The organism is Stenotrophomonas rhizophila (genome assembly GCF_003651185.1).
In the GTDB taxonomy this organism is placed as follows: Bacteria; Pseudomonadota; Gammaproteobacteria; order Xanthomonadales; family Xanthomonadaceae; genus Stenotrophomonas; species Stenotrophomonas maltophilia_Z.
In genome coordinates, this window is record NZ_RCDC01000007.1 from 54,626 (window position 1) to 67,862 (window position 13,237).

9 protein-coding genes are annotated in these 13,237 nt (G+C 66.6%); 1 reads left to right on the forward strand and 8 read right to left on the reverse strand.

The window, feature by feature from the left end:
• Positions 1 to 348 precede the first annotated feature (348 nt).
• On the forward strand, positions 349 to 1,605 hold the full coding sequence (locus BCL79_RS16285; protein WP_121042950.1) for a zinc-dependent metalloprotease: 1,257 nt from the start codon (positions 349 to 351) through the stop codon (positions 1,603 to 1,605).
• A gap of 43 nt (positions 1,606 to 1,648) precedes the next feature.
• Here the strand turns inward: BCL79_RS16285 and lpxH are convergent, their stop codons facing one another.
• From lpxH to phoB, 8 genes are all read right to left on the reverse strand, one after another.
• Entirely contained in the window at positions 1,649 to 2,392 is a 744-nt protein-coding gene (lpxH, locus tag BCL79_RS16290) for a UDP-2,3-diacylglucosamine diphosphatase (protein ID WP_121042952.1), read from the reverse strand.
• Between the two features lie 46 nt (positions 2,393 to 2,438).
• Positions 2,439 to 2,978: a phosphatase PAP2 family protein gene (locus BCL79_RS16295; RefSeq protein WP_121042954.1), complete on the reverse strand. Its 540-nt coding sequence runs from the start codon at positions 2,976 to 2,978 to the stop codon at positions 2,439 to 2,441.
• Positions 2,959 to 4,098, reverse strand: a complete 1,140-nt coding sequence (locus BCL79_RS16300) for a glycosyltransferase family 4 protein (RefSeq protein WP_121042956.1) — start codon at positions 4,096 to 4,098, stop codon at positions 2,959 to 2,961. The genes BCL79_RS16295 and BCL79_RS16300 overlap by 20 nt, the downstream gene beginning before the upstream one ends.
• 146 nt (positions 4,099 to 4,244) lie before the next feature.
• On the reverse strand, positions 4,245 to 7,154 hold the full coding sequence (locus BCL79_RS16305) for a TonB-dependent receptor plug domain-containing protein (protein WP_121042959.1): 2,910 nt from the start codon (positions 7,152 to 7,154) through the stop codon (positions 4,245 to 4,247).
• Positions 7,155 to 7,385: 231 nt separating this feature from the next.
• Positions 7,386 to 8,912, reverse strand: a complete 1,527-nt coding sequence (gene ppx / locus BCL79_RS16310) for an exopolyphosphatase (RefSeq protein WP_121042961.1) — start codon at positions 8,910 to 8,912, stop codon at positions 7,386 to 7,388.
• A gap of 76 nt (positions 8,913 to 8,988) precedes the next feature.
• A complete protein-coding gene (ppk1, locus tag BCL79_RS16315) occupies positions 8,989 to 11,070 on the reverse strand; it encodes a polyphosphate kinase 1 (protein WP_121042963.1) in 2,082 nt (693 codons plus the stop codon).
• Entirely contained in the window at positions 11,067 to 12,407 is a 1,341-nt protein-coding gene (gene phoR, locus BCL79_RS16320) for a phosphate regulon sensor histidine kinase PhoR (RefSeq protein WP_121042965.1), read from the reverse strand. The genes ppk1 and phoR overlap by 4 nt, the downstream gene beginning before the upstream one ends.
• Before the next feature lie 98 nt (positions 12,408 to 12,505).
• Positions 12,506 to 13,195 carry a phosphate regulon transcriptional regulator PhoB gene (phoB, locus tag BCL79_RS16325; protein ID WP_121042967.1) on the reverse strand — a complete coding sequence of 230 codons (690 nt, stop codon included), beginning with the start codon at positions 13,193 to 13,195 and terminating at the stop codon, positions 12,506 to 12,508.
• Between the last annotated feature and the right edge of the window lie 42 nt (positions 13,196 to 13,237).

Genomic DNA, 13,237 nt, shown 5'->3' on the forward strand with positions numbered 1-13,237 from the left:
GCTGGGAAGCACCGCGCTCAGCCTCTTCCGGCACGCTCTGGCACAGCATCTGGACGGAGCGCTTACCGCCACGTTCGATGCGGACTGGTGGTGGGGCGCTTTCCGCGCCCTGACCCTCAAAGCCCTGGCGGCGGTCCGGTTGCAGCGCGTTTGGCCAGCCGGGCTGCAGCCGGCGCTCCGGGACAGTGGGCCAGCCTGAACCAAGATGCGGTCGATCACAGTTCGGAAGTTTGGTCCTCAATCTCTATTGAATTCACGCGGTCATGGCGCGCCAGATGGGCATGCCGGCCCTACCGGCTGACCGCAGCACCGACTCCGCTCCCGTTTTTTCACTCAAAGAGAGGCGACATGATGTCCAGTTCGATGAGCAAGGCCGCAGGTGTGATCGCGTTGTGTCTGTTGGGGGCCGGTGGCGCTGCCGCGGCGCCGTTGTTCGAGCCGGTCACTGTGTTGAGCCGGGCCGGCAACGCTCATCAACCGGCCCTGCAGGCCCTGATGGGCTCGCCGTCGACCAGCGCGGTGCAGGAGGTACGGGTGGATGCGAGGGCGGTCGCGCCGGCACAGAAACACCTGGAGTTCGAACTGCTGGGACAGCCGGTGCAGGCCCTGCAGAGCAAGGTCGAGACGCTCGCCGACGGCGGCAGCATCTGGTACGGCCAGATCGGCACGCGTGCCGGCGCTCGCCTGATCAAGGCCGGCGCGCCGGACCCGATGAACGCGGTGATCCTGGTGCGTTCGGGCGACACGATCACCGGCTCGATCCGGAAGGACGGCCAGCTGTACCGGCTGCGTCCGCTGAGCGATGGTCGCCATGTGCTGGTGGAAGTGGATGAGGCGCGCATGCCGACCGATCATCCCGCCGAGTACAACACCCTGCCCACCGTGGCGATGCCGGCCAATGACCGGCTCGGGATCGCGGCCGCCTCGTCGGGTACGCCGGCCACCATCCGCGTGCTGGTGGTAGCCACCAATGGTGCGGTGGCGGCCTATGGCGGCAACATGCAATCGCTGGTGCAGCTGGCGGTGGCCGAATCCAACCAGGGCTACAGCAACAGCAATGTCGGCATCACCCTGGAGCTGGCCGGGTACGAGACCACCAGCTACGCCGAGTCGAGCAGTTTTTCCACGGATCTGTCGCGCTTCCGCAACACCAGCGATGGGGTGATGGACAGCATCCATACCAGCCGCAACACCACCCGGGCCGATGTAGCGGTGCTGGTGATCAACAACGCCAGTTCCTGTGGCCTGGCCTCGGGGATCGGCTCCACGGCGGCGACGGCGTTTGCAGCGGTGCATTGGGACTGCGCGGCCGGGTACTACTCCTTCGCGCACGAAATCGGCCACCTGCAGAGCGCACGGCACGACATCGCCACCGACGGGAGCGCTTCGCCGTATGCCTACGGCCATGGCTACCGTTACGAGCCGGCGAGCGGCACCGGCTGGCGCACGATCATGGCCTACAACTGCACACGCAGCTGCCCGCGGTTGAACTACTGGTCCAACCCGAACGTCAGCTACAACGGGATCCCGATGGGCATCGCCAGCAGTGCCGACAACCAGCGCGTGCTGGTCAACACCAAGGCGGCTGTGGCCGCATTCCGCTGATCTGGATTTCCCGCGGCGGCCACTGGGCCGTCGCGGGGGCGGTTCAGTTCGCCAGGGCGTCCAGCGTCCAGCCATCGGGCGTGACGCGCAGCACCGAACCCTGTTCGTACCAGTCACCCAGCACGATGCGGGTGCAGTCTCGCCCGCCGGCCTGCAGCGCGTGGATGGCGGGGCGGTGGGTATGGCCATGGATCATCGTGTCCACGCCATAGCGGCCGAACGTGGCGTCGACCTCTGTCGGCGCGACATCGGTGACGGTTTCGAACTGGGCGCGATCGCCCTGTTTCATTTCCGACTGACGCGCTTGGCTCGCATCGCGCGCCTTCTGCGCGAACGCGATGCGTGCGGCCAGCGGCTGCGACAGGAACTGCGCCTGGAAGACCGGGTCGCGGGTCTGCGTGCGGAACTGCTGGTAGGCGACATCATCCGTGCACAGCAGATCGCCGTGCTGCAGCAGTACCGGACGGCCATACAGGTCGATGACGCTCGGGTCGGGGAGAATCGTGAACCCTGCGCGGCGCGCGTAGTCCTCGCCGACCAGGAAATCGCGGTTGCCGCGGATGAAGTACACCGGCACTCCGGCATCGGCCACGGCATGCAGCGCGATCGCCACCGCATCGGCGGCCGGGGAGGGCGTGTCATCGCCGATCCAGGCTTCGAACAGGTCGCCCAGGATGTACAGCGCCTCGGCCTGCATCGCTTCATCGCGCAGGAAGGCCAGGAACAGGTCGGTGATGGCTGGACGACTCGGGTCCAGGTGCAGATCGGAGATGAACAGCGTGGTCATGGACCCATTGTAAAACGCAGGTGCGCGATGCGCGCGTGCCTGTTGCTCACACCGGCAACGGCAGCCATTGCAGGCTGGCGGCAGCGAGCAGTGCGGCGATGCCGGTCGCGGCCAGCACATCGCTCGGGTAGTGCAGGCCCAGCACCACCCGCGACAGCCCGATCAGCACGGTGAAGGGCACCAGCAGCGGGGCCAGCCACGGGTAGTAGGCCAGTGCCACGATCGTGAAGGACACCGCGTGCAGGGTGTGCCCGGACGGGAAACTGAACTCGTCCAGCGGCGCCACCCAGGCACGGATGCGCAGGTCGGCGGCAAATGGCCGCGGGCGGCGCGTCCAGCGCTTGAGGCCCTTGTACAGCAGCAGTGCCATCAAGCCGGTGGCAGCCATGTGCAACGAAGCACGCAGGCCATCGAAGCCGTCCAGCAGCACCAGCGCGCCCATCAGCGCGTACCAGAACGCGCCATCGCCCAAGCGGCTGATCACCGCGAAGGCATGGCGGATCCGGCGGTGCCGGCAGTAGTGGTTGGCGCGGCGGCACCAACGGGTTTCGCGCCCGCGCAGGGCATCAAGCGGCGTGGTCGGCATGCGGCCTCCGGGCCTGGGCCAGTTCGGCCAGCAGCGCATCGAACTCGGCCACCACGTGCTGCGGATGCAGCCGCTTCATCGCAACGGCGGCCGTGCGGCCGAGCCGGTGGCGCAGGGCGTCGTCGCCGGCCAACTGCACGGCGGCGGTCACAAACTCGCTGTCGTCATTCACGGCAATGCCGTTTTCATCGGTGCGCAGGTACTCGCGGGCAGCGCCGTAATCGAAGGCGACCGTGGCCAGACCGCTGGCCATCGCTTCAAGGGTCACGTTGCCGAAGGTCTCGCTGCGGCTGGGGAAGAGGAACAGATCGCCGCTGGCGAAGTGCCGCGCCAGCGCATCGCCGCGCTGCACGCCGCAGAAGATGAAGTCCGGGTTGTCATGCGACAGCTTGGCGCGTGACGGTCCATCACCGACAAACACGAACCGCGCCTTCGGTCGCACCTGCTGCAGGCGGCGGAATGCTTTGACCGCCAGACCGAGGTTTTTTTCCGGTGCGATGCGGCCGACATAGATCGCCGCGAAGCCGTTGCCATCGATGCCCCATTCCTCGCGCAGTGCCGGATCGCGCCGCTCGGGCTCGAACTGGCTGCTGTCCACCGCGCGCGCCAGCAGACGCACCCGATCAAAGCCCTGTTCGCCGAGGAAGTGCTGCAGCTCCTGGGTCGGCACCAGCGTCGCATCGGCCTGGTTGTGGAAGCGCCGCATCCAGCGCAGGGCGGCCGCCTGCAGCCAGGCCACGCCGTAGTCGGGCAGGTACTCATCGAAGCGGGTATGGAAGCCGGTCGCGACCGGGATCCCGAGGCGCCGCGCGGTGCGCAGTGCCGACCAGCCCAGCGGGCCTTCGGTGGCGATGTAGATCGCGTCCGGCCGCTGGTGTTGCCACTGGCGGGCCAGGCGGGTGGGGGCGGGCAGGCCGAAGCGCAGGCCGGGATAGCGTGGCAGGCCGGCACCGGTGACCAGCACGGTGCTGTCCACCGCCTCGCTGTCGGACGGTTGCCGCGGCCGGACCAGATCGACCTGATGGCCCGCGGCACGCAAACCCAGTTCCAGGCCCTGCACGGTCAAGGCAACGCCATTGACTTCAGGGGGGTAGGTTTCGGTGACGATGGCATAGCGCATGGCGGGCCTCCGGTATGCCACGCATGCTGGGGCCGGGCGATGTAGCCGACATGACCGCTGTATGACGCTTGGATGACGCGCGCGCCGCCACAAAAAGCCACGGCCCCGAAGGGCCGTGGCAGTGACCTGGTGCTATCCGGCGGCGATCAGAAACGCTGCTGGTACTTCATGTACATGAAACGGCCGATGTCGTAGCCGCCGTAGTAGGAGAACGCCGAGTTCGGCTGGCTGTACATGATGGGGCCGTACTTCTGGAACACGTTGTTGGCGCCGACCGAGACAGTGGCATCCCAGGGCAGGTTGTAACGGAACTGCACGTCGTGGAAGGTGACAGAGCCGCGCCGGTTGTAGTCGCGCGAGCCGGCAAACCAGGGCGCCTGCATGCCCGGGTCGGAGCACTCGTCCGGCCGGGTCTTGACGTTGATGCAGCGTTCCTTCACCCCGGAGTAGTAGCGCGCGGTCCAGCTCACCCCGAAGTCCCCAACGTCCCAGCCCAGGGTCAGGTTGGAGCGCACGCGGAAGCCGCTGCCGATGCCGTTGCTAGGGGTCGGCACGACGTCGGTGTCGTTGGTCGAACGTGACAGGTACGAGCTGACGTAGGTGGTCGACCATCCCGTGCTCAGCTTGCCGTAAGCGGTATCCAGATGGTGGCTGAGCTCCAGGTCGTAGCCTTCGGTTTCCACGAAGCCGGAGTTGCGCTTGCCGTACTTCAACTGGTCGACGATGCCGGTGACCGGATCGCGGGTGAAGCCGCTGCAGCGAGACGCGATGCCCTGCTCATAGCAGTCGCGCAGCATGTCGTTGGGGTGGTCGTTGACGATGGTGTTGTCGATGCGGATCTTCCACCAGTCCAGTGCCACGTTGAGGTTGGGCACGAAGGTCGGGCTCCAGACCAGGCCCAGCGTGCGGCTGGTCGAGGTTTCCGGCTGCAGGTCCGGATTGGAGCCATTGGTGAACGGCACCGGGGTCTGGTCGCTGCTGCTGGTGATCGGCACGCCGCCCTGGCGCAGCTGACGGTAGCTGTCCGCATTGGCGATGTCAGCGGCACAGCGCGCGCGGACCTCGGCACTGCTGGCCGAGGCGCCGTAGACGGTATCGCAGGGGTCGCGGTAGCCGGTGGTGAAGGTCTCCGAGCCACCGCCGTACAGATCGGAGATGGTGGGTGCACGGAAGCCTTGCGCCCACGTGCCACGCACCAGCAGCTGCTCGATCGGCTTCCACTTGAAGCCGAATTTGCTGTTGAGGGTGGTGCCGAAGGTGCTGTAGTCCGAGTGACGGGTGGCGGCGTTCAGGCTCAGCTCGCGCGCACCCGGCAGGTCGGCCAGGATCGGCACGCTCAGCTCCAGGTAGGCCTCGTTGACCTTGTAGTCGCCGCCGGTCGGGCCGGCGGCCAGATTGGTGGTGGCGCCGCTCTGGGCCAGCGGATCGGGAATGAACTCACCGGCCTCCTTGCGGGTTTCCACGCCGAAGGCGAAGCCAAGACCGCCGGCTGGCAGCGTCATGACCGTACCGGCGATGCTGGCGAACGCGTTGCGGGTGGTGGTCTTGCCGCGGGAGACTTCCGGCGGGAACAGATAGTCGATCAGCGCCTGGTTGCCGGTCAGGCCATTGGGGTCATTGCTGCCGTAAGGCACCAGTGGATTCCAGGGCATGCAGCCGGCAATCGGCGCGCCAGGAACGCCGCATTCCACCTTGCCGGTAACCTCGTTGTAGTACGACGGGCCGACCGCGTTCTTGACGCGTTCCTTGTTGAGGTTGCCGGTGGCGCGCTGCAGCAGTTCGCTGCGGTTGTACTGGTAGCCCACTTCCCAATCGAAGTAGCGCTCGCCCACCTCGAAGCTGCCTTCCAGTGCCGCCACCGCACGCCAGGTGGTGAGGTCGCTGGTGCTGACCCGCGGGACCTCCCAGGTGCGGCGATTCCAGGCGATGTCGGTGGGGTTCTCGTACCCATGGTGATTGCCGAACGGATTGAACCAGCTGTCGGCCGACATCCGCCCGATGCCGGCGGTGGAGGACTGCAGCGGATAGCCGGCGATCTGGCGGGTGGACGTGCGCTTGTTGTAGCCCAGCTGAGTGGTCAGGCGGATGTCATCGGTCAACTCCAACCGGCCATCCAGGAACAGCGAATCGCGCTTGAGCGGCGAGATCAGGTGCATCTGTTCCTGCGCGTTGCTGACGTCGCCGGTGACGGGGGTCAAGTCACTGAGATGGTAGTTGCCCGGGTTGGTCGGGTCGGCGCCGCGGTCCAGTGAGTAGTTGCAGCCTGCCGCGGCGGTACAGCCCGGGCCCTTCAGGCCGTTGATCTGACCCCACTGACTGACCTGGGTCCAGTTGTCGCCGGGGTGGCGCGTGGTGTTCGGGAATTGGCTGAACCAGCGATCGCGTGCCCACACCCCCTTCTCTTCGGTGTGCTCGGCCGAGAAGGTCAGCGAAGCGCGGTCGTTGGACCAGCCGGCCACCACGTCGACGCTGTTGCGCGCGCCATCGCCCTGGCTGTACTGGCCGTGGTAGACGTTGGCAGTGACGCCATTGACGTTGTGGCGGGTGATGATGTTGATCACGCCGGCCATGGCGTCCGAACCATAGATCGCCGAGGCGCCGTCCTTCAGCACTTCCATGCGTTCGATCGCCGAGACCGGCACACTGGAGATGTCCTGGTAGCCGCCGGTGTTGATGCCCAGGCGCTTGCCGTTGATCAGCACCAAGGTGCGCTGTGCGCCCAGGTTGCGCATGTCGATGTAGGTGCCACCGGCGTTCTCGCCAGCGGCCAGGACGTTGGAGCGGCTGATGGACGGGCTGCCTACCGCGGTCAGGTTCTGCAGGATGTCGGCGACCGAGCTGAAGCCCTGGCGTTCGATGTCGGCGCGGCTGATCGCGAGCACCGGCTGCGCGGATTCGACATCAACCTGGCGGATGCGCGATCCGGTGATCTCGATGCGGTCCAGGGTGGTCGGGGTGGCGTCCTGGGCGAGGACGGCAGTGGAGGCCAGGCCAGCGGTGCCGGCCACGAGGGCAAGGCGGATCGCCTGCCACAACGGGGTGGTGGATGAAGACATGATCGACTCTCTCTCTCTTATCGGAACGACGTCCAAGAAGTCGGCGGACCCAAGTGCCGCCTGCTTCAAAAGTCCGGCCGTGTGAAGACCGGTGTCCCGAGAGTAGATCGATTGGTTAAGAAGCCATGAAGCACATGTGAGGCCGTTCTCACTATGAGTTCATGGGTGCAGCGATCTGCGAATTCAGCCCATGAATTGCTGCAGATGCACGTTTAGAAACGGTTGAAAGCGTCATGCAACGAAGGGTCGGAACTGCACACCCAGCCCGGCCATACCCTCGGTTTCCCCGATCAGATCCGCGCGCAGCAGCGGACGCGCATCGATATACGCCTGTGGCAGGATCAGTGACAGTCGCGCGTCATCGGCGGTCAGTTCCAGCGCCGGCATCGGGGTGTCTTCGTGCGCGCGGTTGAGCAGGACCGCCAGGCGCAGCAGCGCGGTCATGCGCCGTGCCGGCTGCAGCAGACGTTCGGGCAGCGCCTCGAAGGCGGACTTGGAAATGTTGCGGCGATGGCTGCGCACCAGCGCGGCCAGCAGCTGCTGTTCCTGCCGCGAGAAACCGGCGATGTCCGAGTTCTCCAGCACGTAGCTGCCATGCACGTGGTAGCCGCTGTGCGCGATCATCAGGCCGAGCTCGTGCAGGCGCGCGGACCAGCCGAGCATGCGCGCATCGTCCGGATCCAGCTGCCAGCTTTCTTCGACCTGGGCCAGCAGGTTCATTGCCGTGCGTTCCACACGATCGGCCTGCACGGTATCGATGCCGTAACGCTGCGTCAGTGCCGCGACCGATTCGTCGCGCAGGTCGTTCTCGCTGGCGCGGCCGAGGATGTCGTAGAGAATGCCCTCGCGCATCGCGGCCTTGCTGACCAGCAGCTTCTGCAGCCCGAGTGCCTGGAAGGCGGCTTCGAGCACCAGGATGCCACCGGCGATGATCGGGCGACGATCCGCGGACAGGCCCGGCAGATCGATGTCCTCGATGCGCTTGGCCTTGAGCAGTTCATCGCGCAGCTGCGGCAATGCCTCAGCGGTGATCGCGCCCTTGCTCAGTTTCATCGTGGCGCAGATTTCGCTGATTGCCTTGTGCGTGCCGGAGGACCCCAGTGCTTCGTGCCAGCCCAGTGCGCGGTACTTGTTGGCGAACTGCTGGAACTCCGCGCCGATTTCGGTCAGGGCGTCCTTCCAGCGCTTCTTGCTCAGCTTGCCGCCGGGAAAGAAGCGGCGCGTGCTGGCGATGCAGCCGGCCTGCAGGCTTTCGCGCTCCAGGGTCTGCATGCCCTGGCCGATGATGAATTCCGTGGAGCCACCGCCGATGTCGATCACCAGCCGGCGCTGGTCCGCCTTGGGGGGCTGCGCATGGGCCACGCCGAGGTAGATCAGGCGCGCTTCTTCGCGGCCGCTGACCACTTCGATCGCATGCCCGAGCGCGGTTTCGGCCGGCATCAGGAAGGCCTGCGGCGAGCGCAGCTGGCGCACCGTGTTGGTGGCCAGCGCGCGGACGCGCACCGAGGGGATCGCACGGATGCGCTGGCCGAACCGGGCCAGGCACTCCAGCGCGCGCTGGCGGGCCTCGGCGGACAGGCCGCCCTTGCCATCCAGGCCATCGGCCATGCGCACGGTTTCGCGCAGGCGGTCGACCACCCGCAACTGCCCGAGGGTGTATCGCGCGATGACCATATGGAAACTGTTGGATCCCAGGTCGATGGCGGCGAGCAGGTCGCCATCCTGCAAAGCGGGCGGAGTCGTGGAGGTATGCGGCATGGGCGAATGTTAGCCGAAGGCAGGGGCCCCGCGTCACCGCACCGCCTTCACAGGGGATGCGACGCGGGGTCGCAGGCTACAGACCCTGCAGCAGGGCCATCTGCGCCGCGTGCGGCGGCTCGTCGTGGCCGGGCGTGCACTTGATGTAGCTGCCGTCGGCCTGCAGTTCCCAGGCGTTGAGGTTGTCGTCCAGGTAGTTCTGCAGCACGTCGCGGTAGACCTTGCGCGCCAGTTCCGGGTCCAGGATCGGGAAACAGGTCTCGACCCGGCGCAGCAGGTTGCGCTCCAGCCAGTCCGCGCTGGCGCAGAACAGCTCCGAGGCCCCGTCATTGCCGAACCAGTAGACCCGGCTGTGTTCCAGGAAGCGGCCCACGATCGAGCGCACCCGGATGGTGTCCGACACGCCGGGCACGCCGGGTCGCAGCGTGCAGGCGCCGCGCACGATCAGGTCGATCTGTACGCCCGCCTGTGAGGCCGCGTACAGGGCCCGGATCATCTGGGGTTCGTTGAGGGCGTTCATCTTGGCGATGATCCGCCCGGGGCGGCCACTGGCGGCCAGGCGCGTTTCACGCTCGATCCGTTGCAGCAGGCCCGGGTGCAGGGTGAAGGGCGACTGCAGCAGGCGCTTGAGCTTCATCCGCGGGGCCAGCCCGGACAGCTGCTGGAACAGCAGGTGCACATCGTTGCCGATGTCCGCATCGGCGGTGATCAGGCTCAGGTCGGTGTAGGCCCGCGCGGTACCGCTGTGATAGTTGCCGGTGCCCAGGTGCACGTAGCGGCGCAGCTTGCGGCCCTCGCGGCGCACGATCAGCAGCATCTTGGCGTGGGTCTTGAAACCGACCACACCGTAGACGACCTGCACGCCGGCTTCCTGCAGGCGGTCGGCCAGGCCGAGGTTGGCTTCCTCATCGAAGCGCGCGCGCAGCTCGACCACGACGGTCACGTCCTTGCCGTTGCGTGCGGCCTGGATCAGCGCATCGACGATCAGCGAATCCTTGCCGGTGCGGTACAGGGTCTGCTTGATCGCCAGCACATTCGGGTCGACCGCCGCCTGCTTGATCACATCCAGCACGGCGGTGAACGCATCGAAGGGATGGTGCAGCAGCACGTCCCGGCGCGCGACGATCTCGAAGATGCCATCGCTGTCGCGCAGGACGCGCGGGCTCAGCGACGGGTACTTCAGGTCCGGCCGCTGGATCACGTCATACAGCTGGACCACGCGGTTGAGGTTGACCGGGCCGTCGATGCGGTAGACCGCGTTCTCGGTCAGCCCGAAGTTCTGCAGCAGGGTGCGGACGATGTCGCGCGGGCAATCCTGCGCGATCTCCAGCCGCACGGCCGGGCGGTAGCCACGGTCGACCAGCTCATCGCGCAGGGCAAGCGCGAGGTTCTCGACTTCTTCCTCGTCCACCACCAGTTCGGAATTGCGGGTCACGCGGAACTGATACGCGCCCTGGACTTCCATGCCCGGGAACATCTCATCGACAAAGGTGGACAGCACCGAGGACAGGAACACGAAGGTCTGCGGGCCGCCGAGTTTTTCCGGCAGCTGGATGATGCGCGGCAGTGAACGCGGTGCACGCACGATCGCCAGATGCCCCGCGCGACCGAACGCATCGGTGCCCTTGAGCACCACCACGATGTTCAGCGATTTGTTGAGGATCTTCGGGAACGGGTGCGACGGATCCAGGCCAAGCGGGGACAGCACCGGCATGATCTCGTTGCGGAAATACGCCCGCAGCCAGCGCTTCTGGCGATGGTTCCAGGAGTGCCGGCCGAGCACGTCGATGCCGGCGTCATGCAGTGCCGGGCGCAGGGTCTCGTTCCAGCAGCGGTACTGCTGGTCGACCAACTGCGCGGCACGGTCATGGATGGCATTGAGGATCGCCTGCGGGGTCATGCCGTCCGGCGCGGGCGGCAGGCCGAATTCCTGCGCATGGCGCACCGCAGCCGCGCGGATCTCGAAGAATTCATCCAGGTTGGTGCAGGAGATGCACATGAAGCGCAGGCGCTCCAGCAGCGGCACCTGCGGGTCCATGGCCTGGGCCAGTACGCGGAAGTTGAAATCCAGCTGCGACAGCTCGCGGTTGATGTACAGCGCCGGATCGCGCAGCGGATCGCCGTCCACAGGCACGGCGACGGGAACAGGAGTGCTCATGCGGAAAAGTCTTCAGAAGAAGGAAGGGAGACGACCTCGTTGCGCGCACGCACCTGGTCGGTATCGAAATGGCAGGAGAACGTGCTGCCTTTGCCGACCTCGCTCTGGATCTCCAGACGGGCATGGTGCAGGCCGAGAATGTGTTTGACGATCGACAGCCCCAGCCCGGTGCCGCCGCTTTCGCGCGAGCGGCTGCTGGAGACGCGGTAGAACCGTTCGGTCAGGCGCGGCAGATGGTTGGCCGGAATGCCGTAACCGGTGTCGCGCACCGACAGCACCACGCCATCGCCTTCGCGCGCGAACGCCACTTCCACGCGGCCACCGGCCGGGGTGTAGCGCACCGCGTTGGTGACCAGGTTGGAGAACGCACTGTGCAGTTCCTTGTTGGAGCCCTGCAGATCCACACCGGCGGTATCGATGATGCTGATCTGGTGACGGCCCTGGCTGTGCGCTTCGGCCTCGCGGCGCAGCGTGGCCAGCATCGGCGTCATCGCCACGGCTTCGGCTTCGGTGTGCTCCTGCGATTCCAGCCGCGACAGGGTGAGCAGGTCTTCGACCAGCTGCGCCATGCGCTGGGATTGCTTGCGCATCTCCTCCAGCATCGGGCCGGTGCCGGGGAAATCCTCCGGATCCATCATGTCCAGGTAGCCGTGCACCACGGTCAGCGGCGTGCGCAGTTCATGCGAGACGTTGGCGACGAAGTCGCGGCGCACCTGTTCCAGTCGCAGCAGCTTGCTGACGTCACGCGCGATCAGCAGCCAGTAGTCGGGCGAGTAGGGAATCAGGCGCAGGTTGAGGCGGATCGCCGGATCGACCGGGGAGGGTACATCCAGGATCGGTTCGGCATTGCGGCCCCCGGCCAGCCAGTGCGCCAGCGGCATCGGTTGCAGGCGTTCAACCAGCGCTTCGCCCAGGTCGCCCGGGTGGTGCAGCCCGAGCAGCGAGGTCGCCGCTTCGTTGAACCACTGCACGCGCTGGCTGTTGCGGTCGACCACCACCACCGCATCCGGCAGCGCGGCCGCAGCAGCGCGATAACTGCGCAGCATGTCCAGCAGGCGCCGCTTGCGCGTGCGCATTTCCCACTGGTTGCGGTAGAGCAGGCGGTCCAGCTCGTTCCATACACCGGTGCCGTCACCCATGTCCCAGCGATGGCGCGCGGTGAGGCCACGCAGCACCCGGCGCAGCCGCCAGTAATGCCAGGCCAGTGCACCGATCGAGGCCAGTGCGATGCACATCCACACATGGCCGGCTGCCAGGCCCAGCAAGCCGGCCGCGAGCAGCAGGGCGGCGAGGGTGGCCAGCGTTTTCAACCAGGCAGAACGGATGTGGCGGGGCATTGCGGTCTCGCAGAAAGTGCGGTCCTCGGACTCGATCCAAGGTTATAGCAGGAGTGGCCGGAACCAGGCATGCGCGCCCGGGACCGGCCCGACGAGACTCAGGTGGAGGTGGAGAACCGGTAACCGGCGCCGCGCACGGTCTGCACCATGTTCTCCGCGGCGAACGGCTCCAGCGTCTTGCGCAGGCGGCGGATGTGCACATCGATGGTGCGCTCCTCCACATACACGCTGCCGCCCCACACGTGATCCAGCAACTGGGCACGGGTGTACACGCGCTCAGGGTGGGTCATGAAGAAATGCAGCAGGCGGTACTCGGTCGGGCCGATCGGCACCGGCTGGTCGCCGGCGAAGACGCGGTGTGCGGCGCCATCGATGCGGATCGTACCGACCGCGACGCTGCCATCTTCGTCATCGTCGCGGGCGCGGCGCATGACCGCACGGATGCGGGCCAACAGTTCGCGCGCCGAGAACGGCTTGACCACGTAGTCGTCGACACCGGCTTCCAGGCCACCGACACGGTCGTTCTCTTCCCCGCGTGCAGTCAGCATGATGATCGGCACCTCGCGGGTGAGGGCTTCTTTGCGCCAGCGCCGGGCCAGCTCCAGGCCGCTGGTGCCCGGGAGCATCCAGTCCAGCAGGATCAGGTCCGGGACGCGATCGGCGATGGCGGTCTGCGCCTCGCGCGCGTCGCCGGCATGGATCGGATCGTAGTCGCCCTTGCGCAGGGCAAAGGCGACCATCTCGCGGATCGCGGGTTCGTCATCGACGATCAGGATGCGTTTCTGCACGTGCCCACCGTATTGCTCATCAGATCGGGATTGAGCTCAGTA